The 16111-nt window shown below is 60.1% G+C and carries 16 protein-coding genes (1 of these 16 running past the window's edge); 4 read left to right on the forward strand and 12 right to left on the reverse strand.

What is annotated here, in order from left to right; all coding sequences use genetic code 11:
* The 6 genes in view from I6L37_RS04170 to I6L37_RS04195 are tightly spaced (at most 2 nt apart) and all read right to left on the reverse strand, a layout consistent with a single transcriptional unit that may run on beyond the window.
* Positions 1–703 carry the 5' portion of a hypothetical protein gene (locus I6L37_RS04170; protein WP_216993345.1) on the reverse strand. Its footprint begins 476 nt before the window's first position, so only the first 703 of its 1179 coding nucleotides appear in the window; it begins with the start codon at positions 701–703; its stop codon lies beyond the left edge, outside the window.
* 2 nt (positions 704–705) lie between these two features.
* Positions 706–1368 carry an energy transducer TonB gene (locus I6L37_RS04175; RefSeq protein ID WP_042025357.1) on the reverse strand — a complete coding sequence of 221 codons (663 nt, stop codon included), beginning with the start codon at positions 1366–1368 and terminating at the stop codon, positions 706–708.
* The gene (locus I6L37_RS04180) at positions 1365–1766 is read right to left on the reverse strand and encodes a biopolymer transporter ExbD (RefSeq protein WP_216993346.1); all 402 of its coding nucleotides are present in this window, start codon (positions 1764–1766) and stop codon (positions 1365–1367) included. Before I6L37_RS04180 ends, I6L37_RS04175 begins: the two co-directional genes overlap by 4 nt.
* On the reverse strand, positions 1763–2290 hold the full coding sequence (locus I6L37_RS04185; protein WP_026456831.1) for a MotA/TolQ/ExbB proton channel family protein: 528 nt from the start codon (positions 2288–2290) through the stop codon (positions 1763–1765). The genes I6L37_RS04180 and I6L37_RS04185 overlap by 4 nt, the downstream gene beginning before the upstream one ends.
* The gene (locus tag I6L37_RS04190) at positions 2287–3594 is read right to left on the reverse strand and encodes a MotA/TolQ/ExbB proton channel family protein (RefSeq protein WP_216993347.1); all 1308 of its coding nucleotides are present in this window, start codon (positions 3592–3594) and stop codon (positions 2287–2289) included. The genes I6L37_RS04185 and I6L37_RS04190 overlap by 4 nt, the downstream gene beginning before the upstream one ends.
* A complete protein-coding gene (locus I6L37_RS04195) occupies positions 3591–4352 on the reverse strand; it encodes a DUF3450 domain-containing protein (protein ID WP_216993348.1) in 762 nt (253 codons plus the stop codon). The genes I6L37_RS04190 and I6L37_RS04195 overlap by 4 nt, the downstream gene beginning before the upstream one ends.
* Before the next feature lie 210 nt (positions 4353–4562).
* On the opposite strand from I6L37_RS04195, the gene I6L37_RS04200 reads away from it, so the two are divergent.
* Positions 4563–5339 carry a LuxR family transcriptional regulator gene (locus I6L37_RS04200; protein ID WP_026456834.1) on the forward strand — a complete coding sequence of 259 codons (777 nt, stop codon included), beginning with the start codon at positions 4563–4565 and terminating at the stop codon, positions 5337–5339.
* A gap of 69 nt (positions 5340–5408) precedes the next feature.
* On the opposite strand, the gene glmS is transcribed toward I6L37_RS04200, so the two are convergent.
* Both glmS and I6L37_RS04210 read right to left on the reverse strand, forming a co-directional pair.
* Complete coding sequence (gene glmS / locus I6L37_RS04205; RefSeq protein ID WP_216993349.1) at positions 5409–7241, reverse strand: glutamine--fructose-6-phosphate transaminase (isomerizing); 1833 nt, start codon at positions 7239–7241, stop codon at positions 5409–5411.
* Between the two features lie 57 nt (positions 7242–7298).
* A complete protein-coding gene (locus I6L37_RS04210; RefSeq protein WP_216993350.1) occupies positions 7299–8072 on the reverse strand; it encodes a DeoR/GlpR family DNA-binding transcription regulator in 774 nt (257 codons plus the stop codon).
* Positions 8073–8194: 122 nt separating this feature from the next.
* Here I6L37_RS04210 and blrA point away from each other — a divergent pair, with 122 nt between their 5' ends.
* The 3 genes from blrA to creD all read left to right on the forward strand — a co-directional run bounded on the left by blrA (position 8195) and on the right by creD (position 11844).
* Positions 8195–8869 carry a beta-lactam response regulator transcription factor BlrA gene (gene blrA / locus I6L37_RS04215; protein ID WP_216993351.1) on the forward strand — a complete coding sequence of 225 codons (675 nt, stop codon included), beginning with the start codon at positions 8195–8197 and terminating at the stop codon, positions 8867–8869.
* A 37-nt stretch (positions 8870–8906) separates the two neighbouring features.
* Positions 8907–10328 (forward strand): beta-lactam sensor histidine kinase BlrB, encoded by a 1422-nt coding sequence (gene blrB / locus I6L37_RS04220; RefSeq protein ID WP_216993352.1) that lies wholly within the window; start codon positions 8907–8909, stop codon positions 10326–10328.
* Positions 10329–10473: 145 nt separating this feature from the next.
* Positions 10474–11844: a cell envelope integrity protein CreD gene (creD, locus tag I6L37_RS04225; RefSeq protein ID WP_216993353.1), complete on the forward strand. Its 1371-nt coding sequence runs from the start codon at positions 10474–10476 to the stop codon at positions 11842–11844.
* A 51-nt stretch (positions 11845–11895) separates the two neighbouring features.
* Here the strand turns inward: creD and glmU are convergent, their stop codons facing one another.
* The 4 genes from glmU to atpG form a co-directional block, all read right to left on the reverse strand.
* Positions 11896–13257: a bifunctional UDP-N-acetylglucosamine diphosphorylase/glucosamine-1-phosphate N-acetyltransferase GlmU gene (glmU, locus tag I6L37_RS04230; protein WP_216993354.1), complete on the reverse strand. Its 1362-nt coding sequence runs from the start codon at positions 13255–13257 to the stop codon at positions 11896–11898.
* A gap of 95 nt (positions 13258–13352) precedes the next feature.
* Positions 13353–13781, reverse strand: a complete 429-nt coding sequence (locus tag I6L37_RS04235) for a F0F1 ATP synthase subunit epsilon (protein ID WP_026455855.1) — start codon at positions 13779–13781, stop codon at positions 13353–13355.
* Between the two features lie 18 nt (positions 13782–13799).
* The gene (gene atpD, locus I6L37_RS04240) at positions 13800–15188 is read right to left on the reverse strand and encodes a F0F1 ATP synthase subunit beta (protein WP_026455856.1); all 1389 of its coding nucleotides are present in this window, start codon (positions 15186–15188) and stop codon (positions 13800–13802) included.
* A gap of 33 nt (positions 15189–15221) precedes the next feature.
* Positions 15222–16088 carry a F0F1 ATP synthase subunit gamma gene (gene atpG, locus I6L37_RS04245; protein WP_026455857.1) on the reverse strand — a complete coding sequence of 289 codons (867 nt, stop codon included), beginning with the start codon at positions 16086–16088 and terminating at the stop codon, positions 15222–15224.
* Between the last annotated feature and the right edge of the window lie 23 nt (positions 16089–16111).

A 16111-nucleotide genomic window follows, 5' to 3' on the forward strand; every position in this document is an offset into this window, starting at 1 on the left:
CAGCGGCATCATCCATCAGTTTTTTATCTATAGCTGTTTGCAACAAGGCCAGCGCCTGATCGCCGCGCTTGGCGGAGAGGTTGAGAGACACCGCCTGTTGCCACCACTTGCTCTCTTGTGGTTCATGGCGGATCAGCTCTGCGGCCTGATCGGCAGCAACCCCGTAACGCTGCAGCGCGGTGAGAGCAGAGAGACGAATGATGGCTGCCTGCTTCTGCCAACTCTTTCTAAGCAGTTGTTCGCTCTGGCTGGCCGCCTCGCCGTATTGCTTGTTGTGGTAGTAGAGACCGGCCAGACGCAGGCGAAGAGCATCGTCAGCCTTGATGGCCAGCGCCGCCTTGTAGCTGGCGATGGCACCGGACCAGTTGGATTGCTGGGCCTGGATATCACCGCGCAGCCGCAGCAGTTGCAGCCGTTGCTGCTCTGGCCACTCTTTATAAGCCAGCGCCTGTTCCACATAGCGGCTCGCCTGCGCGGTCTGCTGCAGGTTTGCTGCGAGCGATGCCTGCAGCTGGGCGAGCCAGGCTCGTTCTACATCTGTGCCAGGCTTGAGTCTGGCCGCCTTGCCCTGGGCCTGTTGCCACTGGCCGGATTGATAGAGCTTCATCACGGGTTCAAGCTGGCGAGAGAAGTGCGGGCTCACCTCCATCGCCAGACAGGCTTGGCTGACCAGGGCCAGCAGACAGATCCAGACCCGCAACATGGTTATGACTCCAGTTTGAATTTGAGCGTGATGACTTGCACCAGCTTGTCGCTGGCGCCGGGCCTTGGCTGATAGCGCCACTTGTTGATCGCCTGAATGGCCGCACGTTCGAACTGCCGCTTGGGCTTGGCCTCGACCACTTCCACATCCTGCACCCGTCCCTCGGCATCGACGCTGAAGCGCAAGGTGACGGAGCCTTCGATCCCCGCCTGCTGGGCACGGTAGGGATAAACAGGTTCGACTCGTTGCAGCGGCATCAGCATGTCACCGGCACCGATCCCGGCGCCCTGTTGCTGGCCATGGAAGTTGCCGCTCGCGACCGGTGTGGGGCTGGTCGCCACGCCAGGGGCTGAGACCTGTACCGCACTGAGGCTGGAGACCAGATCCAGGCTGGGTTGCACCGCAGGCAGAGGGGCTGCTGCAGGAAGAGGCAATGGGGTGGATGCCAGAGCAGCGGGAGGCTCCGGCAAGGGTTCTGGTTCCTGGGGAACGGGACGCTCGCGCACCTGCACCTCGGTCACCTCATTTTGCATGTTGATGACAATGGGCTTTTGTTCGCGCGCCATCTTCTCCCCCTTGGGGGGCTCCACCAGGGTGGCCATGAACAGCAGGATCGCCAGACTGAGGGCAACCCCCAGTCCCAGGCTCATCAGCTTGTATCTCATTTCGGCGCCACCGCTACGGCGATGTTGGCGATGCCCGCCGCCTTGGCTTCATCCATTACCCGCACCACCTTGCCATGGGGCACCCGTTCGTCGGCCTGGATCACCAGGCTGGCATCGGGCTGCTCCGCCAGCAGTCGGGCGACGCTGACCTGTACCCGCTCCACGTCGATCTGCTTGCGGTCGAGGAAAATCTGCCCCTGGGCGCCGATCGCCAACATGATGCTGGAGGATTTCTGTGCCTTGGCCTGGCTGGCCTGGGGTCTGTGTACCTCGAGCCCTGCTTCGCGCACGAAGGAGGTGGTGACAATAAAGAAGATCAGCATGATGAACACGATATCCAGCATGGGGGTCATGTCGATCTGCACTTCATCACGCTGGCGTTTGGATTGCCGTCTCATTGTATTTTCTCTTCTCGCAGGCCGTCCCGGGTCTTGGCCAGCGCTCGCTTGGCCTGGCTCTCGAGCCGACTGAGTAACAACACGCCGGAGAGGGCCACCACCATGCCGGCCATGGTGGGAATGGTGGCGCGGGAGATCCCGCCCGCCATGCTCTCGGGGTTAAAACGGTTGGCCGCTGCCAACGCATCGAATACGCCTATCATGCCGGTCACTGTGCCGAGCAGACCCAGCATGGGGCAGAGCACCACCAGGGTGCGGATGAAGATCAGATGTCGGTTGAGTGCAAGCTCCGCCTGGGCCAGCCAGCGGCCACGAATGGCCCTGGCATGCCAGCTATGGCGCTCGCTGCGCGCCTGCCAGCGAGTGAACAGCTGGTACTGCAGTGGGCCAAAACCCAGACTGAGGTAGAGCAGCCGCTCGATCATCAGAATCCACATCAGCACCAGCAGGGCCAGAATGACCCAGAGCACGGGGCCACCTCGCCCCATGAAACTCTGCAGCTGCTGCCAGATGTCGAACATCATGCCGCTCGCTCCATCCCTTGCAGATTGCTCTCGGCACGTTCTGCCAGAATGCCGGCCACCTGTTGCTCCAGCACATTGGATAGTTCGCTGAAACGGGATTGCAGCAAACTGTGGGCCAGGATCAGCGGAATGGCCGCCACCAGCCCCTGTACCGTGGTGACCAGGGCCATGGAGATGCCACCGGCCATGATCTTGGGATCACCGGTACCAAACTGGGTGATGGCCTGGAAGGTACCGATCATCCCGGTCACGGTACCGAGCAGACCCAACATGGGGGCGATGGCCGCGATCACCTTGACCATGCCGATACCGCGCTCGAGACGGGGTGTCTCCTGCAGGATCGCCTCATCGAGACGCAGCTCCAGCGTTTCCATGCTCAGTTCGGGATGCTGATCCGCCACCGTCAGTACCCGGCCAAGGGCATTGTCGGCATGGTATTCACCCTGCTTGAGCTGGCGACGCACCAGGGTCAGCTCGCGGGTCAGTGTCCACAGTCGTACCGCAGCGATGCCAAGGCCGATGAGGGCCAGCAGCACGATAATGGCGCCAACCTGTCCCCCCTGCAGAACCTTCTGCCAGAAGGTTGGAGTCTGGGCCAGCATTTCGAGCAAGGTGCCGTGGGAAGGATCCAGCGGCAGCGCTTCTCCCTCCTGACCCTGATAAGACGCCAGCTCGGAGTGTACGTTGCCAGGCAGACCCAGCACCGGGCTCAGCCCCTCTGCGGTCGGTTGCAGGAAGCCCGTATCGCCAAACAGGGCAAAGCTGCCTAGCCGGCTCAGCGATTGCGCGCTGGCATTTCCCTGAGCGTCGAGCACCTTGCCGTTGAACTGGGCTACCCGACCCGATTCACGGATCTCCTGTAGCAAGGTCGCTGGCAACAAGGCGAGGGCGGCGCGATCCGGCACATCCTTGTCTTGTGCCATGGCTTTCAGAGGAGCAAGGCGATCCGGATATTGTCCCTGCACTGCCGATTCGGAGAGCAGCTTGACCGCCTCACCAGCCCCCTGACGAACGACTGCGAAGATCTCGTTCATGTCACTGGAAGCCTGATCCCACTGGCCGTTGAGTTCGACCAGCTGTTTTTCATTGCTGGCAAACTGGCTGGCCAGCTGCTTGCTGAGGTTCTGGGCTTCCGCCAGCCTGGCACGGGCGCGATTCAATTCGCCGGAGACTGCCGCCAGATCCTGTTGTGCCTGCTGCTCGCGCGCCTGTTCCTGCTGTTGCCACTCATCATTGGCAATGGCGGCATTGGTCCCGAGGGAGAGGGCGATAACAAGGGGAAACCACTTCATGGCGACTCTCATGATTGGGCCTCCTGACTACGGCTGACAGACAGGGGGACATTCAACAATTGCGGAACCTTCTTGTCGGCCGCGATATCCAGGGCATCGGCAATGGGGGAAAGCCACTGGCCATCGAGGGCTTGCCACTGTTTGTTTTCGACAGACCAGCGCCAGGCCTGGCTGCGATCCGCAGTCATGGCCAGCAGGGCCACGCGGCCTACCGCCAGTACATCGACCCGGCGCGAGGCACCGTCCAGGGCGATTTCGGTGGAGTAGCTGTCCATTCGGCTGCCATATTCGGCTTCGATCTGGTAGGCCTGCAGCAGCTGGCGAAACTTCTCGGCTTCGCTCACATCGGCTCTGGCCATGGTGGCTTTCAACTGTTCGACTCGCGCCACACGCTCTTCCTTGCGCAGCGGAATATCCTCTTGCACCAGTTGTTCCAGATCGGCCTGCATCTGCAGCATCAGGGGGATCAGGCCCTGACGGGTCTCTTGTACCGCATCCAGCTGACGAGTGAGCTTGTCCAGCTCATTTTGCTGATCGGCCACCAAAGACTGCATGTAGCGGTTGTAGGCTTCCAGATCCCGCAGTTGCAGCTGGGCATTTTGCAGCTCCAGTCGAGCGGCAACGGCCGCATCAGCGGCTTTTTCCACCCGCTGCTGGGAGGCTTTTCCGGCAGCAATGCTGTTTTTCAGGGAGGGCGCAACCAGATCATCGGCACTGGCAGCGAAGTGAACTGTTAATGGCAACAGGGCCAAACCCCAATACTTGTGCATGATATAATTCTTAACAATGATAACTATTCTCATTGTCTCAGAGAGTGGGGACAGTATCAATCAGAGGATTTCCTTGGCCTTCGACGGCAAAAAACAGGATAATTTTTAAACACGCACGGAATAATGGCATTGGATGCCATCTCAAAAATTATAAATAACTAGAAAAATCTTTTCGGTCAGACGGATAGCTGGTCGAGAGAGGAGAAAGTCATGCTCAACGATGCGATCTGGGAACACATAGACCAGTTCACCAAGGCCACCAAAACCAGCGACATCCAGCAACTGCTGGAGCGTTTTAGTCATCAGATGGGCTTTGATTACTTCCGGCTGCTGATTATTTTCCCCATCAGCATGCAAAAATCCCACGTGGCACTTTTCAACAACTGCCCGACCAGCTGGTTCGATGCCTACAGCGAGAATCAGTATCTGACCCAGGATCCGGTCGTCTATCTGGGATTGAAGCAGACCCAGCCGATCTTCTGGAACAAGCTAGATTGCGACTCTCCCTGGTTACCCAGTGCCAGCCGGGATGTGATGAACCTGGCGGCGGACTTCGGGGTGCGCAACGGCGTCTCCTTCCCGCTACATACTCCGCAGGGGGAACATGGCATCCTCTCATTCATTACCAAGGACAAATCCAATTCCGACCTGATGTTTGAAAACGTTCCCCTGCTCTCTTTCTGTGCCAGTTACATCTTCAATTCTGCGCTGCAGCTCATCAAGAGCAGACCGGACCTGATGAGATACCTGACCGAGCTCTCCGATCGGGAGAAGGAGTGCCTGTTCTGGGCCAGCGAGGGCAAGACCTCCTGGGAGATCGCCACCATCCTTGGTATCAGCGAGCGGACCGTGAACTTCCACCTCACCCAGGTCACCAACAAGACCGACTCGAAGAACCGCAGCCAGGCCATCGCCAAGGGGATCACCAGCGGCATCATAGTGCCCTCACTGGATGAGGTGACCATCACCAACCTGCGGCTGTCATGACGCCTACCTGACAACACAGCCAATAAAAAAGAGCCGCATAGCGGCTCTTTTTTCATTCGTGGCAATGGCTTATTCCACGGTCACGGATTTGGCCAAGTTACGAGGCTGATCCACGTCGGTGCCCTTGATCAGGGCTACGTAGTAGGAGAGCAGCTGCAGCGGCACGGTATAGACGATGGGCGCGATCACCTCTTCCATATGGTTGAGGTTCATCACCCGCATGGTCTCGTCGCTCTTGAAGCCGGTCTCGGCGTCCGCGAAGACGTAGAGGATACCGCCGCGGGCGCGCACCTCTTCCACGTTGGACTTGAGCTTCTCCAGCAGGTCGTTGTTCGGCGCCACCACTATGATGGGCATCTCGGCATCGATCAGGGCCAGCGGGCCGTGCTTGAGCTCACCGGCGGCATAGGCCTCGGCGTGGATGTAGGAGATCTCCTTGAGCTTGAGTGCCCCTTCCATGGCGATGGGGTACTGATCGCCACGGCCCAGGAACAGGCTGTGGTGCTTGTCGGCGAACTCCTCGGCCAGGGTCTCGATCTGCTTAGCCAAAGAGAGGCTCTCCTTGATGCGCTGGGGCAGCGCCTGCAAGGACTTGACCAGGGCGGCCTCGGCGGCGGCGTCCAGGTTGCCGCGGCAGCGGCCGATGGCGGCCACCAGCATCAGCAGGCCGGCCAGCTGGGTGGTGAAGGCCTTGGTGGAGGCCACGCCGATCTCGGCGCCGGCACGGGTCATGAAGGCCAGATCCGACTCACGCACCAGGGAGGACCCCGGCACGTTACAGATGGCCAGCGAGCTCATGTAGCCGGAGGCCTTGGCCAGACGCAGGGCTGCCAGGGTGTCGGCGGTCTCACCGCTCTGGGAGAGGGTGATGAGCAGGCTGTTGGGACGCACCACCGACTTGCGATAGCGGAACTCGGAGGCGATCTCTACGTCACAGGAGACACCGGCGATGGACTCGAACCAGTAGCGGGCCACCATGCCGGAGTGATAGGAGGTGCCGCAGGCGACGATCTGGATGTGATCAACCTTGTCGAAGATGGCTCGTGCGCCGTTGCCGAAGGACTCGACCACCACGTGATCGATGCCCAGGCGCCCGTCCAGGGTCTGGTTGATGGCGGCCGGCTGCTCGTGGATCTCCTTGAGCATGTAGTGACGGTACTCGCCCTTGTCACCGGCATCGTGGGAGATGTCGGACTCTTTCTCCTCGCGCACCACCGGCTTGCCGTCGATGTCGAACACCTGCACGTCGCGGCGGGTCACCTCGGCAACATCACCCTCTTCCAGGAAGATGAAGCGGCGGGTCACCGGCAGCAGGGCCAGCTGGTCGGAGGCGATGAAGTTCTCGCCGATGCCGCGGCCGATCACCAGGGGGGAGCCGGAGCGGGCCACCACCAGACGGCTGTCGTCACGGGTGTCCATCACGACGGTGCCGTAGGCGCCACGCAGCTGCTTGACCGCCTTTTGCATGGCGGTGATCAGGTTCGGCGCCTCTTTCAGCTCGTGGTGCACCAGGTGGGCGATCACCTCGGTGTCGGTGTCGGAGGTGAAGACGTAGCCTAGCTCTTTCAGGCGATCACGCAGGGGCTCGTGGTTCTCGATGATGCCGTTGTGCACCACCACTATGTGTTCGGAGACGTGGGGGTGGGCGTTGCGCTCGGAGGGCTCGCCGTGGGTCGCCCAGCGGGTGTGGGCGATACCGGTGCCGCCGTGCACGGACTGCTCTTCCAGCGCCTTGGCCAGCTCGGCCACCTTGCCGAGGCGGCGTACCCGCTGCAGGGGGTGCAGGGCGCTGAACACGGCCACCCCGGCCGAGTCGTAGCCGCGGTACTCGAGGCGGCGCAGCCCCTCAACCAGGATTTCAGCCACATCACGCTGGGCAACAGCCCCGACGATGCCACACATAGACTTCTCCTTGAGACGTAAAAACGAAAGTTCGTTTGGATAATTCAGACTTCAATATCAGCCTGCAACAGGGGCACAGATCAGTGTCACCCCTTTGGCTTGAATCAATTCACGGGCCTCGGCAGCCAACCCGTCATCGGTAACCAGGGTCTGGATGCTTGACCAGGGCAGCTCGAGATTGGGGATCTTGCGGCCAATCTTCTCGGACTCGACCATGACGATCACCTCCCGCGATACCTCGGCCATCACCCGCGACAGCCCCACCAGCTCGTTGAAGGTGGTAGTGCCGCGTTCCGGATCTATGCCGTCGGCGCCGATAAACAGCTGGTCGAAGTCGTAGGAGCGCAGCACCTGCTCCGCCACCTGACCCTGGAAGGACTCGGAATGAGGGTCCCAAGTGCCTCCAGTCATTAACAGGGTAGGCTCATTTTCCAGCTCGCGCAGGGCGCCGGCCACATTGAGAGAGTTGGTCATCACAATGAGGCCGCGCTTGTTGCCGAGCAGCGGGATCATGGCGCTGGTGGTGCTGCCGCTGTCGATGATAAGGCGGTTGTGATCGCGGATCCGCTCCGCGGCGGCACGGGCGATTGACATCTTTCGGTTCGAAACTTGCTCCGGATTGGACTCCACCACCATCTCGCTCGGCAGGGGCACAGCGCCGCCATAGCGGCGCAGCAACAGGCCGCCGGTTTCCAGCACCGCCAGATCCTTGCGAATAGTCACTTCAGAGGTGGAAAAGTGTTTGGCGAGGGCATCGACACTGACCTCACCCTGTTCGTTAACCAGAGTCACTATGGTGTGACGACGCTGCTGGGTATTACGTTTAGTCATCTTTAAGTTTCGATTCGAAAGAATGTCGAAATATTAGTGCCTTTTTGGCAAAAATCAAACCGCAAATAGGATCCAATTTGGTTAGGTGCCAGAATGGGGTGCCGACTTGCGACGAGGATGCCATGCAAAAACGACTCATCTGGCTGGTGGAAGATGAAGCCAGCATTGCCGATACCCTGATCTATGCCCTGCAAACCGACGGGTTCGAGGTGGAGTGGTTCATGCTGGGCCAGCAACTACTGACCCGGCTGGCACAGGCACAGCCCGATTTTCTGATCCTGGATGTGGGACTGCCCGACATTAGCGGGTTCGAGCTGTGCAAGCAGGTACGGGTCCGCAGCGATGTACCCCTGATGTTTCTGACTGCCCGCAGCGAGGAGATAGACAGACTGATTGGGCTGGAGATCGGTGCCGACGACTATGTGGCCAAGCCCTTCTCGCCACGGGAGGTATGCGCCCGGGTGCGAGTCATTCTGCGCCGCAGCCAGCCGACGGTCCCCAAGCAGAGTGCAGCTCTGACTCTGGATGAGGAGCGGGCCCGCATCCACTTTCACGGCCAGCCTCTGGTACTTACCCGCTACGAATACCTGCTGCTCAAGACGCTCATGCAGTCACCAGGCAGGGTCTACTCGCGCCAGCAGCTGATGGATCTGGTGTGGCAGGATGCGGAGGAGAGCCTGGAGCGCACCGTCGATACCCACATCAAGACCATCCGCGCCAAGCTGCGAGATCAGGACCCGGATGCCAACCTGATCCTGACCCATCGCGGACTGGGCTACAGCCTGGAGCTGGCATGAGAACAGGTGTGCAACGGCGGCAAGACAGGGAACGGATATGAGACTGGGACTGCAACTGCTATGCGGACTGCTGCTGATCTTCGTACTGGCCGCCTGGTTCGTGATGGAGATCTTCGTCGAGGAGATCAAACCTGGCGTACGCAGCGCCACCGAAGATACCCTGGTGGACATGACCCAACTGCTGGCGCCACTGGCGCTCGACGATTTGCAGGAGGGCAATATGATGAACGGGCGACTGGCCAGTGCCTTTGCCCGACTTAACCAGACGCCCATCAATGCCCTGATCGACGGTCACCTCAAGCAACAGGCCGAGTACCGCATCTATGTGACCGATGCACACGGCGTAGTGATTTACGACTCCGACGGAACGGATCTGGGCAAAGACTACTCCCGCTGGAACGACGTCTACCTGACCCTGCGCGGCGAATATGGCGCCCGCAGCACCCGCACCGATCCCGATGATCCCGCCAGCTCGACCATGCATGTGGCGGCCCCCCTGCGGGATGGGGATAACATTATCGGCTCCCTCACCGTCGCCAAACCCAACCGCACCCTGATGCCAGCCATCAAACGGGGGGAGCAGGAATTGTTGCGCGCCGGGGGTCAGATGCTGCTTGTCTCCCTGCTGATCGGCAGCCTGCTGGTGTGGTGGCTCAACCGCTCCATCGGCAAGCTGGTGCACTACGCCGATTCGGTCAGCAAAGGGGAGGTGGCGCCCTTGCCACGGCTGCATACGGTCGAACTGGATCGCCTCGGTCATTCCCTGGAAACCATGCGCCATCAGCTCGATGGCAAACGCTATATCGAACGTTACGTACATGCCCTGACCCATGAGCTGAAGAGCCCGCTGGCCGCCATTCGCGGGGCTGGGGAGATCCTGGCCGAAACACCGCCCCCCGAGGTGGCCAGCCGCTTCATCGGCAACATCAACCAGGAGACGGCCCGTATGCAGCAGCTGATTGAACGCATGCTGCAACTGGCCAGACTGGAGTCGGGGCAGGGGCTGGATCGCCAGCCGGTGGAGCCGGCAAGCCTCGGCAAACGCGCCCTTGATGCCCGCCAGATCATCGCCCACCGCCGCCAGGTCAGGCTGGTGGGCGAACTGGCCAGCGTTCCCAGACAGAAGTGGGATCCCCTGCTGGTGGAGCAGGCGATTGGTAACCTCTTGGACAATGCCATCGACTTTTCCCCCGCCGAGGGGGTGGTGACCCTGAGCGGTACCCGCCTGGATGGCGGCTATTGCTTTCGGGTTTGCGACCAGGGGCCGGGCATTCCTGACTATGCCCTGCCCAGGATCTTCGAGCGTTTCTACTCCCTGCCTCGTCCCGACAGGGGCAAGAGCAGCGGCCTTGGCCTCAGCTTCGCCCATGAGGTGGCCCACCAGCATGGTGGCCGCCTGACACTGGTCAATCGTCAGCAGGGAGGCGCCAGCGCCGAGCTCTGGTTGCCACTCGCCTGACCGAGCTCCCGCCGCTTTGTATTTCGCATGCAAAGCGGCGCCCGATACCGGTTTTTTTTGTCTTCCTTCACAGTAGCTTCACACAGCCCCATCTCCCCTTCACCCGTGCACGGCACACTCGCCCCATTCAACAAGGAGAGGTGTCATGGTCAAACAGATATTCAGCCACAAGATCGTTCTGCTGCTGTTGCTCAGCCTGCTGCTGATGGTACCGGTGCACTCCATCATGGAGCTAAACCGGGAGCGCCAGGCCTACCGCAGTCAGGCCATTCACAGCATCATGGCCAGCAGCAGCGGCCCGCAACGCCTGCTCGGCCCCGTCCTGGTGCAGCCTTATACCCGCACCGTCACGGTGGAACAGGATGGCAAGCGCTTCGAACGCACCGAACAGCTTTACCGTTATCGGCTGCCCGAACAGCTGAACGTGCAGGCCGGCATGGCGGTCACCCCGCGCAAGCTCGGCATCTATCAGGCTCAGGTTTATCAGACCCGGCTCTCCCTCTCCGGACGTCTGCCAACCGGGAAGGACGACAAACCACAGGAGTTCGATGACACGGATCCCACCCTGGTGGCTGGCAACCCTTATCTGAGCCTGGTGCTATCCGATGCCCGCGGCATCAGCAGTGTGCCTGCGCTGCAACTGGGCAAACAGCGGATCCCGTTTGCCCCCGGCGCCAGGCTCGGGGACAAGCTGGCCGGCATCCATGCACCGCTGCCAGCTCTGGCTGATGACGAGGGTATCTTTCATATCGAGCTGGATCTGCAGGGGATGAATGCGCTGGAGGTGGTGCCCCTCGGCCAGGACTGCAAGCTGAATTTAAACGGCAACTGGCCCCATCCCAACTTCATCGGCGACTTTCTGCCGGCCAGTCGCACCCTCACCGAAAAGGGGTTCTACGCCAGTTGGCAGAGCAGCTGGTTTGCCACCGACATGGAGAGCCGTTTCAACCGGATGATGAAGGGTGCCAGTGGCGATCTGCCTGCCTTCAGCGTCAGCCTGGTGCAGCCGGTGGATCACTACCAGCTGAACGAACGGGCGGCCAAATATGCCCTGCTGTTTATCGGTCTCACCTTCATCAGCTTCTTCATGTTCGAGCTGCTCAAGGGATTGCGGGTACACCCGATCCAGTACGCCTTGGTGGGCATGGGGTTGGTCATCTTCTATCTGGTACTGCTGGCGCTGACCGAACATCTGGGTTTTGCCCTGGCCTATCTGATCGCCGCCCTCGCCAGCGTGGCCCTCAATGGCTTTTACCTCAGCCATGTGCTGGGTGGGCCCAGACAGGGGATCGGCTTCGCGGCCCTGCTGGGGCTGGTCTACGCCATCCTGTTCGGGCTGCTGCAGGCCGAAGAGATAGCCCTGCTGCTCGGCGCCCTGCTGTTGTTCACCATCCTGGCGCTGATCATGGTACTGACCCGCAAGCTGGACTGGTATCAGGTGATGGACTATGACTCCCCCACCACCGTCTGGGCAGCTCCCCTCCCATCGACGAGTGACACCAGCCATAAGTCATAAGTCAAAAAAACCGGCGCCCAAGGGCGCCGGTTGCATTTTATTGATCGGGCATCACTTCTTCTTGACCGGGCGAGCCCAGTTCTTGATGTGACGCTGGGGTACTCGGGTGATCACCAGCTCGTTCTCCGCCACATCCTTGGTGATGGTGGAGCCAGCCCCCAGGGTGGCCCCCTTGCCGATGCGCACCGGCGCCACCAGCTGGGTGTCGGAACCGACGAAGACGTCATCCTCGATAATGGTCTGGAACTTGTTCACCCCATCGTAGTTGCAGGTGATGGTGCCGGCACCGATATTCACCTTGGCACCGATCTCGGCATCCCCCAGGTAGGTCAAATGACCACACTTGGAACCAACACCCAGCCGCGCCTTCTTCATCTCGACGAAGTTGCCGACATGGGCGTCCTGCTCCAGCACAGCGCCCGGGCGCAGGCGGGCGAACGGACCGACCGAGCATTGATCAGCCACCTGGGCACCCTCTATGACGGAGTAAGGCTTCACCTCGGTGTGATCGCCGATCACGCAATCCTTCAGCACGGCTCCCGCGCCGATACGCACATGGTTGCCCAGCGTCACCTTGCCTTCGATGATGACGTTGACGTCGATCACCACCTCTTCACCGATTTCCAGTTCGCCGCGCAGATCGAAACGGGCGGGGTCGATCAGGGTGGCACCGGCAATCATCAACTTCTCGGCCTGCATCTGCTGATAGCTGCGCTCGAGTGCCGCCAGCTGAACCCGGTTGTTGGCCCCTTCCACCTCCGCAGCACGCTCCGGGTGCACGGCGGCGATGGGGCAACCATCGGCATGGGCCATGGCGATGACATCGGTCAGGTAGAACTCACCCTGAGCATTCTTGTTGTCCAGACGGGACAGCCAGCCGCGCAGCTGGGTGCCGCTCGCCACCAGCACGCCGGTGTTTACTTCACGAATAGCAAGCTGCTCGGCATTGGCATCTTTCTGCTCGACGATACCGACCACCTGGCCGTTGTCGCGCACGATGCGTCCGTAACCGGTGGGGTTGTCCAGTACCACGGTCAGCAGCGCCATGCCGCCCTCCGCCTTGGCGGCCAGCAGCCGTTGCAGGGTCTCGAGCTGGATCAGCGGGGTGTCGCCGTAGAGCACCAGTACGTCATCGTCGTCGTTCCAGAACGGGATGGCCTGGGCCACCGCATGGCCGGTCCCCAACTGCTGCGCCTGCAGCACCCAGTTCACATCGGCGGCCTGGATCCGCTCCTTCAGCAGCTCGGCACCGTGGCCATAGACCAGGTGCAACTGCTCGGCACCGACCTGACGGGCGGTATCGATCACGTGGGAAACCATGGGTTTGTTGGCCACCGGGTGCAGCACCTTGGGCAGGGAAGAACGCATGCGGGTACCTTTACCCGCCGCCAGGATCACGACGTTGAGAGACATGGCTTCAACCTTGAACTTGTGTGGAAATACCCGGCGGAGTCTATCCAACGGGCAAAAAAAAAGCGACCCGAAGGTCGCTTTTTGCATCACCGTTATCAGCGGTAATTCTTTTTGACGATATCGATGACCCGCAGTTGGGCCATCGCCTTGGCCAGCTCGGTAGCGGCCTGGGCGTAGTCGATATCACCATGGGAGCTGTGGATCCGCTCCTCGGCCGCGCGTTTGGCTTCCTGGGCTTTCGCCTCATCCAAATCGTCGGCGCGAATCGCGGTGTCCGCCAGCACGGTCACGGATTCAGGTTGTACTTCCAGCATGCCGCCGGAGATGTACAGCACCTCTTCAGTTCCGTTCTGCTTCACCAAGCGGACCAGGCCCGGCTTGATGGCAGTCAGCAACGGAGCATGACCGTGGCGGAGACCCAACTCACCTTCGGAGCCTGTTACCTGAGCGGATTGCACGCGACCGGAAAACAATTTTCCTTCGGCGCTCACCACGTCCAGGTGAAAGGAGATCATCTCTGCCATGGGCCCTCCAGTCGAGGCTTACAGTTTCTTGGATTTCTCGACGACTTCGTCGATACCGCCAACCATGTAGAACGCCTGCTCGGGCAGATCGTCATACTCGCCTTTCAGGATGCCCTGGAAACCACGGATGGTCTCTTTCAGCGGCACGTATTTGCCCGGAGAACCGGTAAACACTTCTGCCACGAAGAACGGCTGGGACAGGAAACGCTCGATCTTACGGGCACGGGCTACGGTCAGTTTGTCTTCTTCTGACAGTTCATCCATACCCAGGATGGCGATGATGTCCTTCAGCTCCTTGTAGCGCTGCAGTACGGTCTGAACGCCACGAGCGGTCTCGTAGTGCTCCTTGCCAACCACCAGCGGATCCAGCTGACGGGAGGTGGAGTCCAGCGGGTCAACGGCCGGGTAGATACCCAGAGCCGCGATCTGACGGGACAGTACGACGGTCGCATCCAGGTGGGCGAAGGTGGTCGCCGGAGACGGGTCGGTCAAGTCATCCGCAGGCACGTAAACGGCCTGTACAGAGGTGATGGAACCAGTCTTGGTGGAGGTGATGCGCTCTTGCAGAACACCCATCTCCTCGGCCAGGGTCGGCTGGTAACCTACTGCGGAGGGCATACGGCCCAGCAGTGCGGATACTTCGGTACCGGCCAGGGTGTAACGGTAGATGTTGTCCACGAAGAACAGCACGTCACGACCTTCGTCACGGAACTTCTCGGCCATGGTCAGGCCGGTCAGCGCCACGCGCAGACGGTTTCCGGGCGGCTCGTTCATCTGACCGTAAACCAGAGATACTTTGTCCAGTACGTTGGACTCCATCATCTCGTGGTAGAAGTCGTTACCCTCACGGGTACGCTCACCCACACCGGCGAACACGGAGTAACCGCTGTGCTCGATCGCGATGTTACGGATCAGCTCCATCATGTTTACGGTTTTGCCTACACCGGCACCACCGAACAGACCGACCTTACCACCCTTGGCGAACGGACATACCAGGTCGATAACCTTGATGCCGGTCTCCAGCAACTCGGTGCTGTTGGACTGATCTTCGTAGCTGGGGGCCTCACGGTGGATGGACCAGCTCTCTTCTTCACCGATCGGGCCTTTCTCGTCGATTGGCTCGCCCAGTACGTTCATGATCCGACCCAGGGTCGCAGTACCGACCGGAACCTGGATGGATTTACCGCTATTCATTACTTCCAACCCACGACGCAGACCGTCGGAGGAACCCATGGTGATGCAACGAACGACGCCGCCACCGATCTGCTGCTGAACTTCCAGCACCAGACCCTGGCCTTGACCTTCGCTGACGACCTTCAGAGCATCGTACACCTGGGGCACGGCATTCTGCGGGAACTCGATGTCCACCACAGCGCCGATGATTTGGACGATGAAACCGTTACTCATGTCAAATCCTCTAAACCTTTGATAACCCTTGCCTTACACCGCAGCAGCACCGGAAACGATCTCTGTGAGCTCCTGGGTAATACTGGCCTGACGGGCCTTGTTGTATACCAGTTGCAGATCGTTAATCAGGTTGCCGGCGTTGTCAGTCGCGGCTTGCATGGCAACCATTCGGGCTGCCTGTTCACTGGCCAAGTTTTCCACTACGCCCTGGTACACCTGGGATTCGACATAACGAACCAGCAGGGTATCCAGCAGCTTCTTGGGATCCGGCTCATAGAGGTAATCCCAGTGGTGTTTCTTGACCAGCTTGCTGTCTTCAGTTACGGGCAAAGGCAGCAGTTGATCGACCCGTGGTTGCTGCACCATGGTGTTGATGAACTTGTTGTACACCAGATACAGCCTGTCAATCTCACCGTTGTCGTAAGCCTTCAGCATGACCTTGACTGAACCAATCAGGTCATTGACGCTCGGGTTATCGCCCAGTCCTGCGACGTGAGCTTTCACCTTGGCGCCGTGCCGTTCAAAGAAGTTGGAGGCTTTGTTGCCGATCAGGGCCAGGTCAACCTTGGCTCCTTTCGCGCTCCATTGCTTCATATCATTGAGGGCAGCCTTGAACAGGTTGATGTTCAGACCACCACACAGGCCACGGTCGGTGGAGACGACGATGTAACCCACTCGCTTGACCTCACGTTCGATGAGGTAGGGGTGCTTGTATTCCAGGTTCCCCTGAGCGATATGGCCGATCACCTTGCGCATGGTTTCAGCGTACGGACGGCTGGCAGACATGCGATCCTGCGCACGGCGCATCTTGCTCGCTGCCACCATTTCCATAGCGCTGGTGATCTTCTGAGTGTTTTTCACACTCCCGATCTTGTTACGTATCTCTTTTGCGCCGGCCATCTCTTCTCTCCATCAGGTGGCAG

The sequence above is a fragment of the Aeromonas sp. FDAARGOS 1407 genome, from assembly GCF_019048725.1.
Lineage (GTDB): Bacteria > Pseudomonadota > Gammaproteobacteria > Enterobacterales > Aeromonadaceae > Aeromonas > Aeromonas enteropelogenes.